The following is a 16318-nucleotide window of genomic DNA, read 5'->3' as shown; positions in this document are numbered from 1 at the left end:
TGCGGCTGCGCCTGCGGCGAGGACGTCGTCGCGACGTTCCGCGTCAGGCCGCCAGCGATGCCGACGCCGGCGCGCACCACGGCGCCGTCGATTCGCGCGGCATCAGTTCCGGCGCGATCACGCGGCGCAGCACCGACACACCATCGCGCGCGCGCGGCTCGCCGCCGATGCGCTCGATCAGCGTGAGCGCCGCCATTTCGCCGAGCGCGCGGACGGGCTGCCCGACCGTCGAGAGCGCCGGCCACGTGAAATTGCCCAGTTCGATGTCGTCGAAACCGATGATCGAGCAGTCGGCCGGCACGCGCAAGCCGCGTTCCGCCGCCGCCCGCAGCGCGCCGATGCCCATCATGTCGTTGCCCGCGAAGATCGCGCTCGGGCGCACCGTGTCGAACAGCTGGGCCGCGGCGCGATAACCGCCCGCGCCCGAAAAATCCGCTTCGACGATCGCGCCCGGCGCGATCTCGATGCCGCGTTCGGCCATCGCGCGCAGGAAACCGTGCATGCGCATCGCGCTGACCGCCGTCGTGATCGGCCCGGTGATGCAGCCGATGTTCGCGTGGCCCAGTTCGATCAGATGGCGCGTCGCGAGCCACGCGCCGCGCTCGTGATCGATCTGCACCAGATCGGCGTTGAGCCCTTCGATGTTGCGGTCCACCACCACGATCGGCTCGCGGGTGTCGCCGAGCGTCGCCGCAAGCACCGCGTCGTCGCCCGCCGAGGCCACGATCAGCCCGTCGATGCGCTTTTCCTGCAGCACGCGCAGATAGTTGCGCTGCTTTACGGGATCGTCGTCGGAATTGCAGAAGAACACGCAGTAGCCTTTCTTCGCACAGCCGTCCTCGACGCCGCGCGCCAGCTCCGCGAAATACGGATTCGTTCCGTTCGGCACGACGAGCCCGATCGTCGCGGTCGAGCGCGCCTTGAGCGAGCGCGCGACCGCCGACGGCACGTAGTTGAGTTCGCGTATCGCGCGCTCGACCTTGGCCCGCACGTCCGCCGAGACCGGACGCGAATTGTTCACCACATGCGACACCGTCGTAAAAGACACCCCCGCCACTGCGGCTACATCCTTGATCGTCGCCATCTTGTATGTTGCTCCTGCTTCGTGCTGCCGTTTGCTACTGCTGCCGCCACGCGGCGGTGATTGCTCTCGTCGCCCGCGCTGGTCCAATGCGCGGGCACGCCCTCGAATGTCTTCTTCTTGCCGCGGTCCGAGCCGTCGCGCCGCGCCTGGTTGCGCGCGCAGCGTTCGTCTACCGCTTTTATCGCTTCATCTGTTGCTGCCGGTTCCGGCTGGTTTTTCCGTCGATGCTGCATTGCACGGCTAGTCGATACTTTTCCGATTCCCTTCCGACGCCCATCAAGCCTTGCGTTTGCCGCGCCGGCTGCGATACGTATCGAGCACCACCGCCACCACGATCACCGCGCCGGTGATGATGCGTTTGGTCGGCTCGTTCGCGCCGATCTGCGCAAGCCCCGCCGCCAGCACGGAGATGATCAACACGCCGAAAAACGTGCTGATCACCGAACCGCGCCCGCCCATCAGACTCGTGCCGCCGATCACCACGGCCGCGATCACCTGCAGCTCCAGCCCGACGCCCGCGTTCGGATCGGCGGCTTCGAGGCGCGACACCTGAAACAGCGCCGCGAGCCCGGACAGCGCGCCCATCAGCGCGAACACGATCACCTTGTAGGGCCGCGGATCGACGCCCGCGAGCCGCACCGCTTCCTCGTTGGTACCGATACCAATCAGATAGCGGCCGAACACCGTGCGCGTGAGCACCAGCTGCGCGATCACCATGACCGCGACGGCGATCAGGAACGCGGGCGAGATGCCGAACGCGATCGGATTCGAGAGAAAATCGAATGCGTCGCCGATATAGGCCGTGCGCGAATTCGTCATCTGGTACGCGAAGCCGCGCGCGGCTTCCAGCACGCCCAGCGACACGATGAACGACGGAATCCGCCAGCCCACCGTGACCGCGCCCGTGAGCGTGCCCGTGGCCGCCGCGGCCAGCACGCCGAGCACGGCGGAAGGCAGCGCGCCGAGTCCCCATTTGAGCGCCGCGACGCTCACGACCGACGCGCCCAGCGCAAGCACCGAGCCCACGGACAGATCGATGCCCGCGATGATCAGCACGAAGGTCATGCCCACCGACATCACGACGAGATCGGGAATCTGGTTCGCGATCGTACTGAACGTATCGTATGTCAGGAAGTGCGAACTCAACAGCGAGAACAGTACGATCATCGCGACCAGCGCGAGCGCCAGCCCGAGGTAGTTCGAGAAGCCGAAACGCGTGCCCGCGGGCTTGCCGCTCGCGGCTTGCGGCGCGGGCTGATTCGTTGCCGGTTCGCGCAACGGTCCGTTCGTCATGAAGCGCTACCTCCTGCGTCTGTGTGCACGTCGCCGGCGGCCGGCAGATCGGCCGCGTCCGCGAGCATGGCGTCCTCGGCGCGATAGCCCGCGAACGCGGCGCCAAGCAGCGCGTCCTGACTCCACGCGCCGCGCGCGAATATCCCCGTCATCCTGCCTGCCGACATCACGCCGATGCGGTCGCAAATCAGCATCAGTTCGCGCAGATCGCTCGACACCACCACGAGCGCGCGGCCTTCGCGCGCCAGTGCGCCCATCAGCGCATAGATGTCGAACTTCGCGCCGACGTCGATGCCGCGCGTCGGCTCGTCGAACAGCAGCACGCGCACGTCGCTGTTGATGCGCCGCGCAAGCCAGCGGCCGATCACGACCTTCTGCTGGTTGCCGCCCGACAGCTCGCCCACCGGCTGGCCGGGACCCGCCGTGCGAATGCGCAGCGCCTCGATCTGCGTGCGCGCGAGCGCGTTTTCGCGCGCCGCGTCCACGATGCCGTACCGCGCCACCGCCCCCACGTTGCCGAGCGACACGTTGGCCGCGACCGGTTGCGGCAGCAGCAGCCCTTCGCCCTTGCGATCCTCGGTGATGAGCGCGATGCCGTGGCGTACCGCGTCCACGGGCGAATCGATCTTCACCGGCTGCGGCGCGCCGCCGTCCTTGCCCGCGAGCGCCACCGTGCCGCGCTCTTTCGTATCGGCGCCGTAGATCAGGCGCATCAACTCCGTGCGGCCCGCGCCAATCAATCCCGACACGCCGAAAATCTCACCGGCGCGCACCTCGAACGAGACGTCGCGCACCGCGTTCGCCCGGCTCAAACCGTCCACCTTGAGCAAGGGCGCGCCGATGCGCCGCTCGCCCAGATCGATCTGCTCGCCCAGCTCGCGTCCCACCATCAGCGCGACGATGCGCTCGGGCGTGAGATTCGCCATCGCGTCGACGCGCACGAGGCGGCCGTCACGCAACACCGCCACACGCTGCGCGATGCGCTCCAGCTCTTCGAGCCGGTGCGAGATATAGACGAGCGCCACGCCGCGCGCCTTGAGCCGCGCGATCTGCTCGAACAGCAATTCGACTTCGCGGCCCGTGAGCATCGCCGTCGGTTCGTCGAGGATGAGCACGCGCAGCGGCGCACCGCCCTGCGTTTCGTCGACGATCAGATTGCGCGCGATCTCCACGAGCTGCTGATGGCCGATCCCGAGTTCGTCCACGAGCGTGTCCGGGTCGATCGCCTCCAGTCCGACCTGGGCCATCGCGGCGCGTGCGTCCTCGCGCAGGCGCGCGCGATCGATCCATCCCGTCCAGCCCAGCGCACCGAAGCCGCGCGAACGCGGCAGCCGGTTCAGAAACAGGTTCTCCGCGACCGACAGCGTCGGCAGCAGGTTCAGCTCCTGCATCACCATGCGCACGCCGAGCGCCTCGGCGTCGTTGCGGCTCGCGGGCGCGTAAGTCTGCCCGCCCAGCGTCATCGCACCGGCGCTCGGCGCGGTCAGGCCGCCCACGATCTTTGAAAGCGTGCTTTTGCCTGCGCCGTTCTCGCCCGTGAGCGCAAGCACCTCGCCGGCGTGCAGCGCAAGGCTGACGTCGGCGAGTACGGGCTGCTCGTAGGTCTTGCCGACGCCCTTGACCGTCAGCACGGCGTCGGCCGTGGCTACCGGGTGGGTGTCGGGGGCAATTGCATCCATCACGATCCTGTAGTCGCGGGCTGCGCCGCCCAGGTCCGCGGGCACGCCTCGTGGTTCCGCCGGCGCGTCCGGGCGGTTGCCATCCGGACGATCCCGCGGTTGCGACGCCGGGCGGCTGGCCCGGACATCGTCAGGCGACGGCGCGGGAAAACGGGCCTTCCCGCTGCCCGGATGCACACGCGCCCATCACCGACGAAATAACGGCGGCGCCGCAGCTTTCTTGAGCGCTTATTGCACGAAAAGTATGAAGAATGGCCGCGCGCCCGCCGCACCGGGAAATCGCCGCGCGTCGGTTGCACCGTTATGCACGCCGAAAATTCGGCATGCATAGCGTGTGCGCGCCGCGCGCCATGCACGGCGCTTACTTCGTGACCAGCACCACGGGCGTTTCCACCACGCCCGACAGATCGGATTGCTTCTTGTGCTCCTTGATGGCCTTGAGGGCGGTATCGATGCCGAACACGGCCTGTTTGGCGGCGTACTGGTCGGCGGTCGCGAGCACGCGGCCGTCCTTGAGCATCGGCTTGATGGCGTCGATGTTGTCGTAGCCCACCACGTAGACCTTGCCCTGCTTGCCCGCCGCGCGCACGGCCGAGACCGCGCCGATCGCCATGTTGTCGTTACCGCAGAGCAGCGCCTTCAGGTCGGGATACTCGTTGAGCATGGCCGAGGCCACCGCATTGCCCTTGTCGATTTCCCACTCGCCCGACTGGGTGGACACGATCTTCGCGCCGAGCGCGTCCATCGCGTCCTTGAAGCCGGCCGTGCGCTGCTGCGCGTTGGTGGTCGTCGACACGCCTTCCACGATGCCCACCTGGTCGCCCGCCTTGAGCTTCTTCGCGAGGTAGTCGCCGACGAGGCGCGCGCCCTTGCGGTTGTCCGGCCCGACGAACGGCACGTTCAGGTTCTTCGACTTGAGCACGTCGGGATCGAGCCGGTTGTCGATGTTCACGACGATGATGCCCGCGTCCACGGCCTTCTTCACGACCGGCACGAGCGCTTTCGAGTCGGCGGGCGCGAGCACGATGGCGTCGACCTTCGAGACGATCATCTGCTCGACGATCTGGATCTGCGCGGCCGTATCGGTTTCGTTCTTGATGCCGTTGGTGACGAGGTCGAAGGCGCCGGCGTTGTGCTTCTGGTAGTCCTTCGCGCCGTTTTCCATGGTCAGGAAGAACTCGTTGGCGAGCGACTTCATGACGAGCGCGACCTTGGGCTTGTGGGCCGCCGCCTGCGCATGAGCGGCGAGCGGCGTGAGCGCGACGGTGGCGAGGGCGACGGCCGTGCACAGCACGCGACGGCGGATGCGGAAGTTCATCGTTTGTGTCTCCGGTTTGTCTGGCCCGGTGCGGGCCGTATTTCTGGTTATGCGCAAACGTTTGCAAGCATCCCGAAACGGTGGACGGGATGCCGGTCCTTCTCTTCTCTGCGTGTTACGCCTTCAGTCCTGCCATGCGGCCACCCGTCCTGGCGGCGGTTTGACCCGGAGTTTGACTCAGAGCCACCCGCCGCGGCGGAACAGAAAGTACAGCACGATGTCGATGCCGGCCATCACGGCCAGACAGGTTTCGTAGCCGTATTTGTAATGTAGCTCGGGAATGCGTTCGAAGTTCATCCCGTAGATACCCGCAATCATGGTCGGCACGGCGAACAGGGCTGCGAACGAGCCGAGCCGCTTGGTCACCTCGTTCTCGGCGAGCGAAATCATGCCGAGATTCACCTGGATCGCCGTGACGATCATTTCGCGGCGCGCGTCGATCGTGTTGGACAGGCGCACGAGGTGGTCGTACACGTCGCGATAATACGCCTGCATGCCCGCGCAGATCTGCGGAATGCGCCCGCCGATCAGCTTGCCGACGGCGTCGAGCAGCGGCGTGACGTGATGCTGGAAGATCACGAAACGGCGCTTGAGCGAATAGAGATCTTCGATGATGGCGCGCGAGGCCGCGAGATTGTGCTTCTCGAAGATGCGGTCCTCCAGTTCCTCGATTTCGCTCGCGAGCGATTCGAGCACCGGCATGTAGCGATCGACCACGCTGTCCATCAGCGCGTAGAGCACGAAACCCGAGCCTTCGCTGAGCAGTTCCGGCTCGCGCTCGCAGCGCGCGCGCACGTCGGTGAAACCCTGCTGCGCGCGGTGGCGCACCGAGAGCACGAAATTCTTGCCCGCGAACACGTTGACCTGGCCGGTCACGAGCTCGCTGTCGGCGTCGAGTTCGATCGTGTGGAACACCGCGAACAGCGTGTCGCCGTATTCCTCGATCTTCGGGCGCTGGTTGCCGTTCATCACGTCTTCGATCGCGAGCACGTGCAGCCCGAATTCCTCCTGCATCGCGGCCATCTCGCCCGCGTCGGGATCCTTGAGTGCGACCCAGACGAAGCACTCCGGTTTCTGCAGATAGTCGCTGATGGCCTCGACATCGATGTCGGCCAGTTTCTTGCCGCCCTGATACGCGGCGCAATTGATGAGCATGTCGTGTTCGTCCTGGCGGCGTGCGGAAACTGAAAGCTTTGCAAGCCGCTCGTCCTGAAGTTGAATCGTTTCGCTGAAGCGGTTCCCAGTGTAAGCGCTGGATTGACCAGGCCGCTGGCTAGCAGGTTCCGCGCCCGGGTCAGTGCGGCGCCTCGGCGGGCGCGGACGCGGCCGCCTCAGTGCGGCACGCGCCGGATGCCGATCCGATGATCCTTGTCGAACGTTACGCTGGCGAAGCTCGTATAACGGGCGTCGACGAGAAAACGCAGTTCGACGACCGGATCGAACTGCGTCGAGACGCCGATGCGGTGCACGCCGGGTTTCAGGTAGAACGTGACGTGCTCGCCGTCCATCAGGTCGGTGACGCGCTCGCCGTCGAGGTAGACGGGCGCGTCGCGGAATTTGACGATCACGTTGCCGGTGCGCTCGCGACGCACGTCCACGGCCACGAGCCCTTCGCCGGGCGTGGTGTAGCCGGGCTTGAGGATGCGTGCGGCCGGGACCGGCTTGAACGGCGCGGCGGCCGCGCGCTCCTCGGCGCAGCCGCCGAGCGTCAGGCACATGAACAGACTCAGCGCCACTGTCAGGGCGGCGCACGAGGCCGCGGCAAGCGACGTTCGCCTGTTGCGCATCCTGCCGCCCGCCCCGCTCCCCGACGACGACACGCTCACTCCGCTCGCTCGCATGGACGCTCTCCCCTCGTTTGTTCTGTCATTCGCCGGTGATGCGCGACCGGCCGGTCAGGCCGATGTCGCGATGTTCGCGTGCGGTCCCATGATATACGCGCGGCGGCACGAGGCGCGCGGCGATGGAGTATGCTGTCCCGAAATTCATCGGGCACCCGCAGGAGGACGCGAGCGATGTGGTATTTCACGTGGATACTCGGCATTGGCGTCGCGCTCGGCTTCGGCATCATCAACGTGATGTGGCTCGATGCGAACGGCAAGTTCTTCGAGCGGCCCGGCGACACCCCGGCCTCCAGCGGCGACGATGGCCGCGCCCGTGCGCCGGCAGCACCGGAAAGCCGTTCGTGACGAGACTGGTGATGGTGTGCGGTCACGCCGGCACGGGCAAAACTTCGCTCGCCAAACGCCTGATCGGCCCGCTGGCGCGCGCGACGGGCGAACCGTTCTGCCTGCTCGACAAGGACACGCTCTATGGCCGCACGAGCGCCGCGACGCTCAGCGCGCTCGGTCAGGACCCGCATGACCGCGACAGCCCGCTGTTTCTCCACCATCTGCGCGACCCCGAATACCAGGGGCTGCTCGATACGGCCCGCGAGAATCTCGCACTCGGCGTGAGCGTGCTGGTGGTCGCGCCGCTGTCGCGCGAGGCGCGTGAGCGGCGTCTCACCGATCGTGCGTGGCTGGGCGTGGACGCCGATGTGAAAGTGGCGGCCGTCTGGGTGCGCTGCGACGAAGCGACCGCACAGCACCGCATCGTGGCGCGCGCCCATCCGGACGACGCCTGGAAGCTCGCGCATTGGGACGATTACCGGCAGCGCCGCATCGACCCGGTCGGCGCGGCACTCGACGCGCTGATCGCGTTCGACACCACCTCGCCCACCGACGCGGACTACGACGCGCTATTGCAGCGCCTGCAATCGTTGTGACGGCGGCCGCCGACTGAACGCCGCGGCCGCCTCTGCTTCCCACCTGACTTAGACCACCGCCGCCGGAGCACGCGCATCGAGCGTCGCGCCCTCGTAGACCTGACCGAAGCGGTTGGCGAGGAATTGCGGCAGCGACACCTGCTCCTGACGCACGAAGCCCGCTTGCGGCAGACGCTTCTCGCGGAACAGATCGAGCACCGCGCACATCGAACCGGCCGTGGTGATCTGGATCGCGCTCATCGGCATGCCGCAGACGGTCTTCGCGAAGATCTTGCGGGTGAAGACTTCCTGCACGAGCTGGCCGTTGCGCATGCCGGTGACGGTCATGAAGATCAGCACGACGTCCTGCTCGGTCGACGGAATCGCGCGGCGCATGATGTTCTTGAGCGTGTCGCGGTCGCCTGAAAGACGCAGATCTTCGAGCAGGAATTGCATCAGCGCGCGATGCCCAGGATAACGCACCGACTTGTAGTCGAGCGACTCCACGCGGCCTGACAGCGTTTCGCACAGCGTGCCGAGTCCGCCCGAGGTGTTGAACGCCTCGTACTCGACGCCGTCGAGCGAAAAATGTTCGAGTCCTTCGAGCGGCTGCACCCATTGCATGCGGCTGTCGCGAATCGCTTCGCAGGGCTGGCAGTACTCGTTGATGAGACCGTCCACGCTCCACGTGAGGTTGTATTTGAGCGCATTGGTCGGAAACTGCGGCAGCGCGCCGACGCGCATTTTCACTTCGCGGATCTCGGTGAAGCGGCTCGCGAGCGCGTGCGCCGCGATGCCGATAAAGCCCGGCGCGAGACCGCACTGCGGCATGAACGCGTGATCGGCGCCTTCGGCGAGCGCGCGGATCGCATGCGTGGCGCGCACGTCCTCGGTCAGATCGAAATAATGCACGCCCGCACCCTTGGCCGCTGACGCGACATTCACGGCGAGGTAATACGGCAGCGCGTTGATCAGCACGTCGTAGCCTTCGAGCGCGCCGCGCAGCGCGGCGGCGTCGGCGGAGTCGACGCGCACGGTGGGAATGCCCTGCGCCGAAAGCGCGTCGAGCGCGCGTGCATCGCGGTCGAGCGCGGCCACTTCGTAGTCGCCGGTTTCGCGCAGCATGTGAGCAATGGTGTGGCCAATCAGGCCGGCGCCTGCAATCGCGACTTTCATCTCGCCTCTCCTTTTCATGTTCTGTGATCGATGGGCTTGCGGCGCCCGTTCGCAGACAGTCTAGGGAGGTGCAAAATCAGTTGATAGGCGCAAAATGATGCGCTTTGTCGTCGATTTTCGTCATTTCGACGAAGGTTTTCGTCATAGTGACGAAAAAGGGTAAAAACAGCGTAAAAACGCGCCGCGGCAAACCGCGTCGGTGCGCTTCAATCCGCTTCAATCCACCCCAATCCGCTTCAGCCCATCACCGTACCGCGGTCGATCTTGCGCGCGAGCACGATCGACGTGGTCGTGCGCTCCACGCCCTGCATGCCGCCGATCTGGTCGAGCAGATCGTTCAGCCGATCGGGCGAATCGGCGCGCAGCCACGCCACGTAGTCGTATTCGCCGCTCACCGCGCAGAGCAACTGCACCTCGGGCATCTTGCCGAGCCGCTTCTGCACGTCCGGCCCGTGACGCGGCGCGATGATCAGTCCGACCCACGCCTGCAGGCTCGCGTCGAGCACGTCCTGGCCCAGGCGCACGCCATAACCGGCGATCACCTGCGTGCGTTCGAGCCGCGCGATGCGCGCGAGCACCGTGGTGCGCGCGACGTCGAGCTGACGCGCGAGATTGGCCACGCTTTCGCGCGCGTTTTCCTGCAGCAGCGCGACGAGGCTGCGGTCGAGGTCGTCGAGTTGGTCGAGGCGCGGCGGTCTCATCGAGGAAGCGGCTCTCTATGTGAAGAAACGTTAAGAAGCTCGTGCCATTATCGCGCGCGTGGCCACGACAGCGAAAGCACGCCGCCACCTTCATGCGAGCCGGAATGCGATGCGCACTGCGTATTTCAGGGTATTTCGGAGCGTTTCGTTTGTAAGCAGTTGTGGCATCGCAGCCGCTTTTACACGATAACGTGGTACTAATATCGGCTGTTAACCCGGCCTCGCTGCCGGGTAACGCGCCTACTCGCTACGAAACGAAGATTCAAGGAGCAACAATGAAGAAAGCTTTCGTCATCCTGGCCGCTACGCTGTCCATGAGCGGTGCGTTCGCGCAAACCGCCGCGTCCACGCCTGCGGCTGCCGCGGCGTCGGGTGCCGACGTGCGCGCTGCACAGCATCAGCAACGCGTGGAAGAGCGTATCGCTTACCTGCACTCGGCGCTGAAGATCACGCCCGAGCAGGAGCCGCAATGGAAGGCGTTCGCCGACACGATGCGCAACAACGGCGAGACGATGGCCACGCTGTACAAGCAGCGCGCGGACAGCGAAACGTCGCGTAACGCGCTCGACGACATGAAGCAGTACGCGCAGATCAGCCAGGCGCACGCCGAAGACATGCAGAAGCTCGTGACGGCTTTCGAGCCGCTCTACACCAGCCTCTCGCCGGAACAGAAGAAGCTCGCCGACACCACCTTCCGTCACCGCGGCCCGGGTCCGGGCGCGAAGGGTCCGGCTCACGGCAAGCACAAGGGCAAGCCGAAGTCGAAGGCGCCCGCAGCGGCAGCCAGCGGCGCGGAAGCCGCAAGCGCGCCGGCAGCCGAGTAAGCTCGCTGGAGGCTGCGCCGCTGCAGGGCCACGGCTCGAAGCGGCGAAGCCTTGCGGAACCTGCGAAGGCCGGGCATCATGCCCGGCCTTTCTGTATTTCTGGACTGCGCTTCCGGACGGTATTTCCGGACTGTATTTGCGGGCCGCTTTTCTAGCCTATATTTCAGGCAGTCGTTTTCCGCTTTCCCTGCTTTCTGCGCCTTCCGCCACCATGATCGAACTGAACCAACTCGACCTCGCCACCGATCCCGCCGCACAACGCGTCGTCAAGGACGAAACCGTGACGGTCGAATTCGCCGCCGCGCCCGGCGAGCTGATGAGCCTCGAAGGCCCGAACCGCTACGCGCAAGGCGACGCGATCATCACCGGCGCAACCGGCGAACGCTGGGTGGTCTCGCGCGACCGTTTCGATCCGAAATACCTGTCCGCCGATGCCGCGCTCGCGCACGGCGCGCCCGGCGCGTATCGCAACCGCCCGTCCGTGGTGCTCGCCAAACGGATCGACGAACCGTTCACTATCGTGCGCTCGGCGGGCGGCGACCGCCTCACCGGCGCGGCCGGCGACTGGGTCATGCAATACGCACCCGGCGATTACGGCGTCGTCAAAGCCGCGCGTTTTGCGAAGGTCTACCGGCTGGCGGACTGAGCGACGCGCTCGTCGCTTCATTGGGCGTCCGTCGCGCTCAGGCAAACTCTTCGTCCAGCGCGAGCGTCACGTCGCGCGGCGTTTCCTCGCCCTTCGCATGCTGCTCCTCAAGCGAGCCGATGGTCGCTTCCACGTAGGCGCGCAACACCGCGAAGCTGCGTCCGCGCAAACGCGGCGGCAGCGCGCGGTAACGCGCGAGCGCGGCGGGCGCGATGGCCACCGAGAGCGTCATGCGGCGCGCGGCGGCGCCCATGCGCATCGCCACCCAATGCACGACGAGGAGCGGCGCGCCGTTATCGGCGGGCTGCTCGCTAAAACGCGTCTGTTCCGGAAACAGATCGGCGATCACGCGCGCGAGCTCCTCGAAATCGGGACTCGCGCATTCAAACAGATAGTCTTCCATCGCTGACCAAAAAAGTGAAAAAGCGCTGCGGTGCAGGACTCTATCAGACGGCGCGCGCGGGACGTCCGGGCGCGCAGCGGCGGAACAGCACGACGGCCACCGCGACCGCCACGACCGCATAGAGCGCATCGACGGCGACGAGCGGCACGAGGCGCGCCTGGAACATCGCCGCGGGCACGTCGATCAGCGCGTGCAGCACGATCGCGAGCGGCAGGATCGACTTGCGTCCCGCCTGCACGCCGCGCCACATCAGCACCGACAGCCCGATCTGGAACACGAAGGCCGCCGTGCGTTCGAGCGCGAAAATGCCGGCCTGCAGCGGCGACAGCGTGGCGAGCACCAGATGCACGCGCAGCACCGAATCCATCGTGAGATTGCTCAGATGCGTATCGAGCTCGCCGCGATTGGCGAGCACCGCGAAGAAGATCCACTGCAACTGCACGAGCACGCCGACGAACCACGCCTCCGCGCCGCCGTGGCCGATGCCGTAGGCGAGGCCCGTGCTGTCGACGGGCGTGTTGGGCAGACGGCCGCCGCGGCGCGCGAGCATGCGCATCGCGATGTAGCGCCCCACTTCCTCGCAGACGCCCGCCGCGAGCGCGCCGTAGAGCACGAAGGCGAGCGGATTTTCGAACAGTTGCGCCGTGGCCGGATTCTGATGCAGCACGAAGTCGTTGAGTCCCCGTTCGAGCACGGTCGCAAACAAGGCGAACACCGCGACGCCGGAAATGGTGTCGCGCCAGTCGAATCGGAACGGCTTGCGCAGCCGGCGATAGACAGTAATGGGCAAAACGGCGACGAACAGCGTGGCGAGCGACAGGCAGACGAGCGTGACCGGATCTACGTGCATGGGTTTCCTTGTGACATCCGGCGCGCCGGGCGCGCGCCGCAGCCCGAATCATCGCAGATATCGGGCGGCTCGCGCAGCCCCGGCTACGCGCCCATGGCGCGTCGCGCGCGTTTTTTGTCCGGGCGCTGCGGCGTTCAGCCGAGCGTCGACGCGCGCACGACGAGTTCGCCGGGAAACGCCGCCGCGCGCGCGGCGGGCGCCGCGCCTTCGATGCGCTCGTGCAGAAATTCCACGGCGCGATAGCCGATCTCGCGCGTCGGCTGGCGGATCGTCGTGATGCCGGCGAGTTCGGCCCATTCGGGATCGTCGATGGCGATCAGGCCCACGTGCTGCGGCCATTGCGCGCCGAAGCGCGCTTTCAGATGCAGCGCGAGGCGCAGTGCGACCGGCGCATTCGCCGCGAACAGCGCGCAGCGCGCGCCACGCTTCGCGGCCTGGGCGAGATGCGCGTCGAGTGCGTCGAGCGCGGGCGCGACCGCGTCTTCCTCGCGCAGATCGAGCACCTGCGTCGCGTGCGCGACGGTTTTGGCATGCTGTGCGTCCTGCGTCGCGTGGCGAAACGCCGCTTCGCGCTCGCGCCGCGAACTCACGTGCTCGAACGGCTGCACCACGAAGACGAGGTCGTCGTAGCCGCGTTCGAGCAGATGCTCGACACCGAGCCGCACGGCCGCCGCATTGTCGAGACCGACTACGTCGGCGTCGAGGCCGTCGACGGTGCGGTCCACCAGCACGGCCGGAATGCCGCCGCTGCCGACCGGCTTGAGCATCGACTCGCGCACGCCGAGCGCATTCACGATCACGCCTTCCACGCGATACGTCGTCAGCAGTTGCAGATAGCGCCGCTCCATGTCGACTTCGTTGGCGGCGTGACAGATCAGCGGCATGTAGCCGAGCGCATGGCACGCCGACTCCACGCCTTGCAGCACTTCGACCGAATACGGATTGGCGAGGTCGGCGAGCAGCAGCCCGAGCAGACGGTTGCGGCCGCGCTTGAGGCCGCGCGCCATCTGGTTGGGCCGGTAGTCGAGGCGCTCGATGGCGGCTTCGATGCGCGCGCGCAGATCGGGCGACAGCACCGACAACTCGCCGTTCAGATAGCGCGAAATGCTGGTCTTGCCGGTGCCCGCCTCGCGCGCCACGTCGCTGATCGTCGCGCGGCGCGGCGCGGCCGCCGGGGCGTCTGCGTGCGGGTCTGCCTGAGTGTCTCGATGGCCGCCGTCCACGCCCATGCTCATCGCGCGAGCACCTCGCGATTGACGATGTTGTTGCGCAGCGTGCCCGCGAGCGCGCCGACGAGGTTTTCGGCGGCGTTGCGCGCCATCGCGTGACGCGTTTCGTGCGTGGCCGAGCCGATGTGCGGCAACGCCACCACGTTCGGCATGCGCAGCAGCGGCGAAGCCGGATCGATCGGTTCCTGATCGAACACGTCGAGCCCCGCGCCGTGAATCGTGCCCGCTTCGAGCGCGGCGATCAGCGCCGGTTCGTCGACGGTCGCGCCGCGCGAGGCGTTGATCAGGATCGCGCTCTTCTTCATCTTGCGGAACTGCTCCGCGCCGATCATGTGACGCGTGGCGTCGGTCAGCGGCACCTGGAGGCAGACGAAATCCGACTCCGCGAGCAGCGTGTCGAGTTCGACGCGGCGCGCGCCATACTCGCGCTCGGCCGTCTCGTTCGGGCTGCGGTTGGTGTAGAGCACGTTCATGTTGAAGCCCAGCGCCGCGCGCCGCGCGACCGCCCCGCCGATGCGTCCGAGCCCGACGATGCCGAGCGTCTTGCCCTGCACGTCCACGCCGAATTGCGGCGCGCCGATGCTGCCCTTCCAGTGGCCCGCCTTCACCCAGTCGGCCAGTTCGACCACGCGCCGCGCGCTCGCGAGGATCAGCGAGAACACGGTGTCGGCGGTCGATTCGGTCAGCACGTCGGGCGTGTGCGCGAGCACGATGCCGCGTCGCGTGAGGTCGGCCACGTCGAACTGGTCGAAGCCGACCGAGATGGTCGACAGCGCCTTGATGCGCGTGCCGTCGAGCATCGCGGGCGTCACCTTCACGCTCGCGCCGATCGCGCCGTCGGCGTCCTTGAGCGCGGCGGCGAGCGCTTCGGCGTTGTTGCCATCGACGAATTCGACTTCGGCGTGCTCGCGCAGATACGCGGTGACGTCGTCGGGCAAGGCTTTGTAGGCAACGATTTTCTGCTTCATAGGTGCGCTATCTCTCGAATGCTTCAATGCGGTCGGGACGGTGTGACGAGGTTCTTGAAAGCGTTATTTTCCATGTACTGGCGCGGCATAGCCAGCCGCGTCGTCGCGCTGCGGCTTGACGGCGAGCGTGAGACCCACCGCGGCCACCAGCGCCGCGCTCATGAACGCATAGGATGCCGCAGGCGAGCCCGTCGCCCCATTCAGATAGCCGACCACGTACGAGCCCACGAACGAACCGAGCGCGCCCATGCTGTTGATCAGCGCCATCGCGCCGCCCGAGACGTTCTTCGGCAGCAGCTCCGGCACGATCGCGAAGAACGGGCCATACGGCGCGTACATCGCCGCGCCCGCCACGATCAGCAGCGCGTACGAAAACCAGAAGTGCGTCGTGCCGAGCGCGTACGAACCCGCGAAGGCGAGCGCGCCGACCAGCAGGAACGGCCACACGAAGGCGCGGCGATTGTCGAGCTTGTCCGACGCCCACGACGCCGCGAGCATCGCGATGGTAGCAGCGAGATACGGCAATGCCGAGAGCCAGCCCGTTTCGACCATGCCGAGCGCCGAGCCGTTCTTCACGATCGACGGCAGCCACAGCACGAAACCATACACGCCGATGCTCCAGCAGAAGTACTGCGCCGAAAGCAGCATGACCGCCGGCGTGCGAAACGCTTCGGCGTAATTCTTGACCGGCTTGATGGCGGCCTGTTCGGCGCGGAACGCGGCGTCGAGCGCGCGCTTTTCGTCGTTCGAGAGCCACGTCACCTGGGCGGGTTTGTCGCGCACGAGGCACCACCAGCACACGGCCCACACCACGGCGGGCACGCCCTCGGCGATGAACATATGACGCCAGCCGAACGCGTGCACGAGATAGCCCGAGACCACCGACATCCACAGCACCGTGACCGGATTGCCGAGGATCAGGAAGGTGTTCGCGCGCGAGCGTTCGCTCTTGGTGAACCAGTTGCTGATGTAGATGAGCATCGCGGGCATCACCGCGGCCTCGACGACGCCGAGCACGAAGCGGATCGCCATCAGCGAGGGAATGTTGGAGACGATGCCGGTGAGCGCCGCGCAGCCGCCCCACAACACGAGGCTCACGAACACGAGCTTGCGCACGCTGCGGCGTTCGGCGTAGACCGCGCCCGGAATCTGGAAGAAGAAGTAGCCGAGAAAGAACAGCGCGCCGATCAGCGACGAGAGCGCCGGGCTGATGCCCAGGTCGCGATTGATGCCGGCCGCCGACGCGAAGCCGTAATTCGCGCGGTCGAGATACGCGAGGCTGTACGTGATGAACACGATCGGCATGATCGCCCACCAGCGGCGCGGTGCGAGCGAGGTTGAGGTCATCGATGTCTCCTGTTGATCGCATCGGGCGCGGCTGCGCCTCGTGCGGCCCCCTGC

At 66.7% G+C, this 16318-nt stretch carries 17 protein-coding genes; 4 read left to right on the top strand and 13 right to left on the bottom strand.

The window, feature by feature from the left end:
* Positions 1–43: 43 nt before the first annotated feature.
* The 6 genes from SB764_RS28815 to SB764_RS28790 form a co-directional block, all read right to left on the bottom strand.
* Positions 44–1084, bottom strand: coding sequence for a LacI family DNA-binding transcriptional regulator (locus SB764_RS28815; protein WP_124260982.1), 1041 nt, complete (start codon positions 1082–1084; stop codon positions 44–46).
* 276 nt (positions 1085–1360) lie between these two features.
* Complete coding sequence (locus SB764_RS28810) at positions 1361–2377, bottom strand: ABC transporter permease (RefSeq protein ID WP_065064740.1); 1017 nt, start codon at positions 2375–2377, stop codon at positions 1361–1363.
* Complete coding sequence (locus tag SB764_RS28805) at positions 2374–4056, bottom strand: sugar ABC transporter ATP-binding protein (protein ID WP_410865823.1); 1683 nt, start codon at positions 4054–4056, stop codon at positions 2374–2376. The genes SB764_RS28810 and SB764_RS28805 overlap by 4 nt, the downstream gene beginning before the upstream one ends.
* 361 nt (positions 4057–4417) lie before the next feature.
* The gene (locus SB764_RS28800) at positions 4418–5374 is read right to left on the bottom strand and encodes a sugar ABC transporter substrate-binding protein (protein WP_074984113.1); all 957 of its coding nucleotides are present in this window, start codon (positions 5372–5374) and stop codon (positions 4418–4420) included.
* A gap of 177 nt (positions 5375–5551) precedes the next feature.
* Positions 5552–6529 carry a magnesium/cobalt transporter CorA gene (gene corA, locus SB764_RS28795; RefSeq protein ID WP_065064734.1) on the bottom strand — a complete coding sequence of 326 codons (978 nt, stop codon included), beginning with the start codon at positions 6527–6529 and terminating at the stop codon, positions 5552–5554.
* A gap of 176 nt (positions 6530–6705) precedes the next feature.
* A complete protein-coding gene (locus SB764_RS28790; protein WP_231957737.1) occupies positions 6706–7092 on the bottom strand; it encodes a hypothetical protein in 387 nt (128 codons plus the stop codon).
* Positions 7093–7389: 297 nt separating this feature from the next.
* Between SB764_RS28790 and cydX the strand changes: the two genes are divergently transcribed.
* Both cydX and SB764_RS28780 read left to right on the top strand, forming a co-directional pair.
* On the top strand, positions 7390–7563 hold the full coding sequence (cydX, locus tag SB764_RS28785; RefSeq protein ID WP_065064730.1) for a cytochrome bd-I oxidase subunit CydX: 174 nt from the start codon (positions 7390–7392) through the stop codon (positions 7561–7563).
* A complete protein-coding gene (locus SB764_RS28780) occupies positions 7560–8141 on the top strand; it encodes an AAA family ATPase (protein ID WP_074984108.1) in 582 nt (193 codons plus the stop codon). The genes cydX and SB764_RS28780 overlap by 4 nt, the downstream gene beginning before the upstream one ends.
* Positions 8142–8189: 48 nt before the next feature.
* Here SB764_RS28780 and SB764_RS28775 read toward each other — a convergent pair whose 3' ends face one another.
* Together SB764_RS28775 and SB764_RS28770 are read right to left on the bottom strand one after the other, a co-directional pair.
* Positions 8190–9296 (bottom strand): saccharopine dehydrogenase family protein, encoded by a 1107-nt coding sequence (locus SB764_RS28775; protein WP_065064726.1) that lies wholly within the window; start codon positions 9294–9296, stop codon positions 8190–8192.
* 236 nt (positions 9297–9532) lie between these two features.
* Positions 9533–9997, bottom strand: coding sequence for an Lrp/AsnC family transcriptional regulator (locus tag SB764_RS28770; protein ID WP_065064724.1), 465 nt, complete (start codon positions 9995–9997; stop codon positions 9533–9535).
* A 275-nt stretch (positions 9998–10272) separates the two neighbouring features.
* On the opposite strand from SB764_RS28770, the gene SB764_RS28765 reads away from it, so the two are divergent.
* Both SB764_RS28765 and SB764_RS28760 read left to right on the top strand, forming a co-directional pair.
* Positions 10273–10821 carry a Spy/CpxP family protein refolding chaperone gene (locus SB764_RS28765; protein ID WP_074984106.1) on the top strand — a complete coding sequence of 183 codons (549 nt, stop codon included), beginning with the start codon at positions 10273–10275 and terminating at the stop codon, positions 10819–10821.
* 211 nt (positions 10822–11032) lie between these two features.
* Positions 11033–11467, top strand: coding sequence for a PGDYG domain-containing protein (locus SB764_RS28760; RefSeq protein ID WP_110329159.1), 435 nt, complete (start codon positions 11033–11035; stop codon positions 11465–11467).
* 37 nt (positions 11468–11504) lie between these two features.
* Here SB764_RS28760 and SB764_RS28755 read toward each other — a convergent pair whose 3' ends face one another.
* The 5 genes from SB764_RS28755 to SB764_RS28735 form a co-directional block, all read right to left on the bottom strand.
* Positions 11505–11870, bottom strand: a complete 366-nt coding sequence (locus tag SB764_RS28755; RefSeq protein WP_065064718.1) for a DUF3022 domain-containing protein — start codon at positions 11868–11870, stop codon at positions 11505–11507.
* Between the two features lie 43 nt (positions 11871–11913).
* Positions 11914–12720, bottom strand: coding sequence for a YhfC family intramembrane metalloprotease (locus SB764_RS28750; RefSeq protein ID WP_065064716.1), 807 nt, complete (start codon positions 12718–12720; stop codon positions 11914–11916).
* A 134-nt stretch (positions 12721–12854) separates the two neighbouring features.
* Positions 12855–13949 carry a substrate-binding domain-containing protein gene (locus tag SB764_RS28745; protein ID WP_065064714.1) on the bottom strand — a complete coding sequence of 365 codons (1095 nt, stop codon included), beginning with the start codon at positions 13947–13949 and terminating at the stop codon, positions 12855–12857.
* Positions 13950–13951: 2 nt separating this feature from the next.
* Positions 13952–14917 carry an NAD(P)-dependent oxidoreductase gene (locus SB764_RS28740; RefSeq protein ID WP_110329158.1) on the bottom strand — a complete coding sequence of 322 codons (966 nt, stop codon included), beginning with the start codon at positions 14915–14917 and terminating at the stop codon, positions 13952–13954.
* Positions 14918–14980: 63 nt separating this feature from the next.
* On the bottom strand, positions 14981–16264 hold the full coding sequence (locus SB764_RS28735; RefSeq protein WP_074984101.1) for an MFS transporter: 1284 nt from the start codon (positions 16262–16264) through the stop codon (positions 14981–14983).
* Positions 16265–16318 lie beyond the last annotated feature (54 nt).

The organism is Paraburkholderia sp. SIMBA_027 (assembly GCF_046535315.1).
Taxonomy (GTDB): domain Bacteria; phylum Pseudomonadota; class Gammaproteobacteria; order Burkholderiales; family Burkholderiaceae; genus Paraburkholderia; species Paraburkholderia tropica.
The sequence above is the reverse complement of the archived record's forward strand: the minus strand, read 5'-3'. Positions and strand labels throughout refer to the sequence as shown.

Coding starts and splice junctions, on each gene's coding strand:
- SB764_RS28815 (WP_124260982.1), bottom strand. CDS start 1,084: ATGGCGACGATCAAGGATGTAGCCGCAGTGGCGGGGGTGTCTTTTACG.
- SB764_RS28810 (WP_065064740.1), bottom strand. CDS start 2,377: ATGACGAACGGACCGTTGCGCGAACCGGCAACGAATCAGCCCGCGCCG.
- SB764_RS28805 (WP_410865823.1), bottom strand. CDS start 4,056: ATGGATGCAATTGCCCCCGACACCCACCCGGTAGCCACGGCCGACGCC.
- SB764_RS28800 (WP_074984113.1), bottom strand. CDS start 5,374: ATGAACTTCCGCATCCGCCGTCGCGTGCTGTGCACGGCCGTCGCCCTC.
- corA (WP_065064734.1), bottom strand. CDS start 6,529: ATGCTCATCAATTGCGCCGCGTATCAGGGCGGCAAGAAACTGGCCGAC.
- SB764_RS28790 (WP_231957737.1), bottom strand. CDS start 7,092: ATGTGCCTGACGCTCGGCGGCTGCGCCGAGGAGCGCGCGGCCGCCGCG.
- cydX (WP_065064730.1), top strand. CDS start 7,390: ATGTGGTATTTCACGTGGATACTCGGCATTGGCGTCGCGCTCGGCTTC.
- SB764_RS28775 (WP_065064726.1), bottom strand. CDS start 9,296: ATGAAAGTCGCGATTGCAGGCGCCGGCCTGATTGGCCACACCATTGCT.
- SB764_RS28770 (WP_065064724.1), bottom strand. CDS start 9,997: ATGAGACCGCCGCGCCTCGACCAACTCGACGACCTCGACCGCAGCCTC.
- SB764_RS28765 (WP_074984106.1), top strand. CDS start 10,273: ATGAAGAAAGCTTTCGTCATCCTGGCCGCTACGCTGTCCATGAGCGGT.
- SB764_RS28760 (WP_110329159.1), top strand. CDS start 11,033: ATGATCGAACTGAACCAACTCGACCTCGCCACCGATCCCGCCGCACAA.
- SB764_RS28755 (WP_065064718.1), bottom strand. CDS start 11,870: ATGGAAGACTATCTGTTTGAATGCGCGAGTCCCGATTTCGAGGAGCTC.
- SB764_RS28750 (WP_065064716.1), bottom strand. CDS start 12,720: ATGCACGTAGATCCGGTCACGCTCGTCTGCCTGTCGCTCGCCACGCTG.
- SB764_RS28745 (WP_065064714.1), bottom strand. CDS start 13,949: ATGGGCGTGGACGGCGGCCATCGAGACACTCAGGCAGACCCGCACGCA.
- SB764_RS28740 (WP_110329158.1), bottom strand. CDS start 14,917: ATGAAGCAGAAAATCGTTGCCTACAAAGCCTTGCCCGACGACGTCACC.
- SB764_RS28735 (WP_074984101.1), bottom strand. CDS start 16,264: ATGACCTCAACCTCGCTCGCACCGCGCCGCTGGTGGGCGATCATGCCG.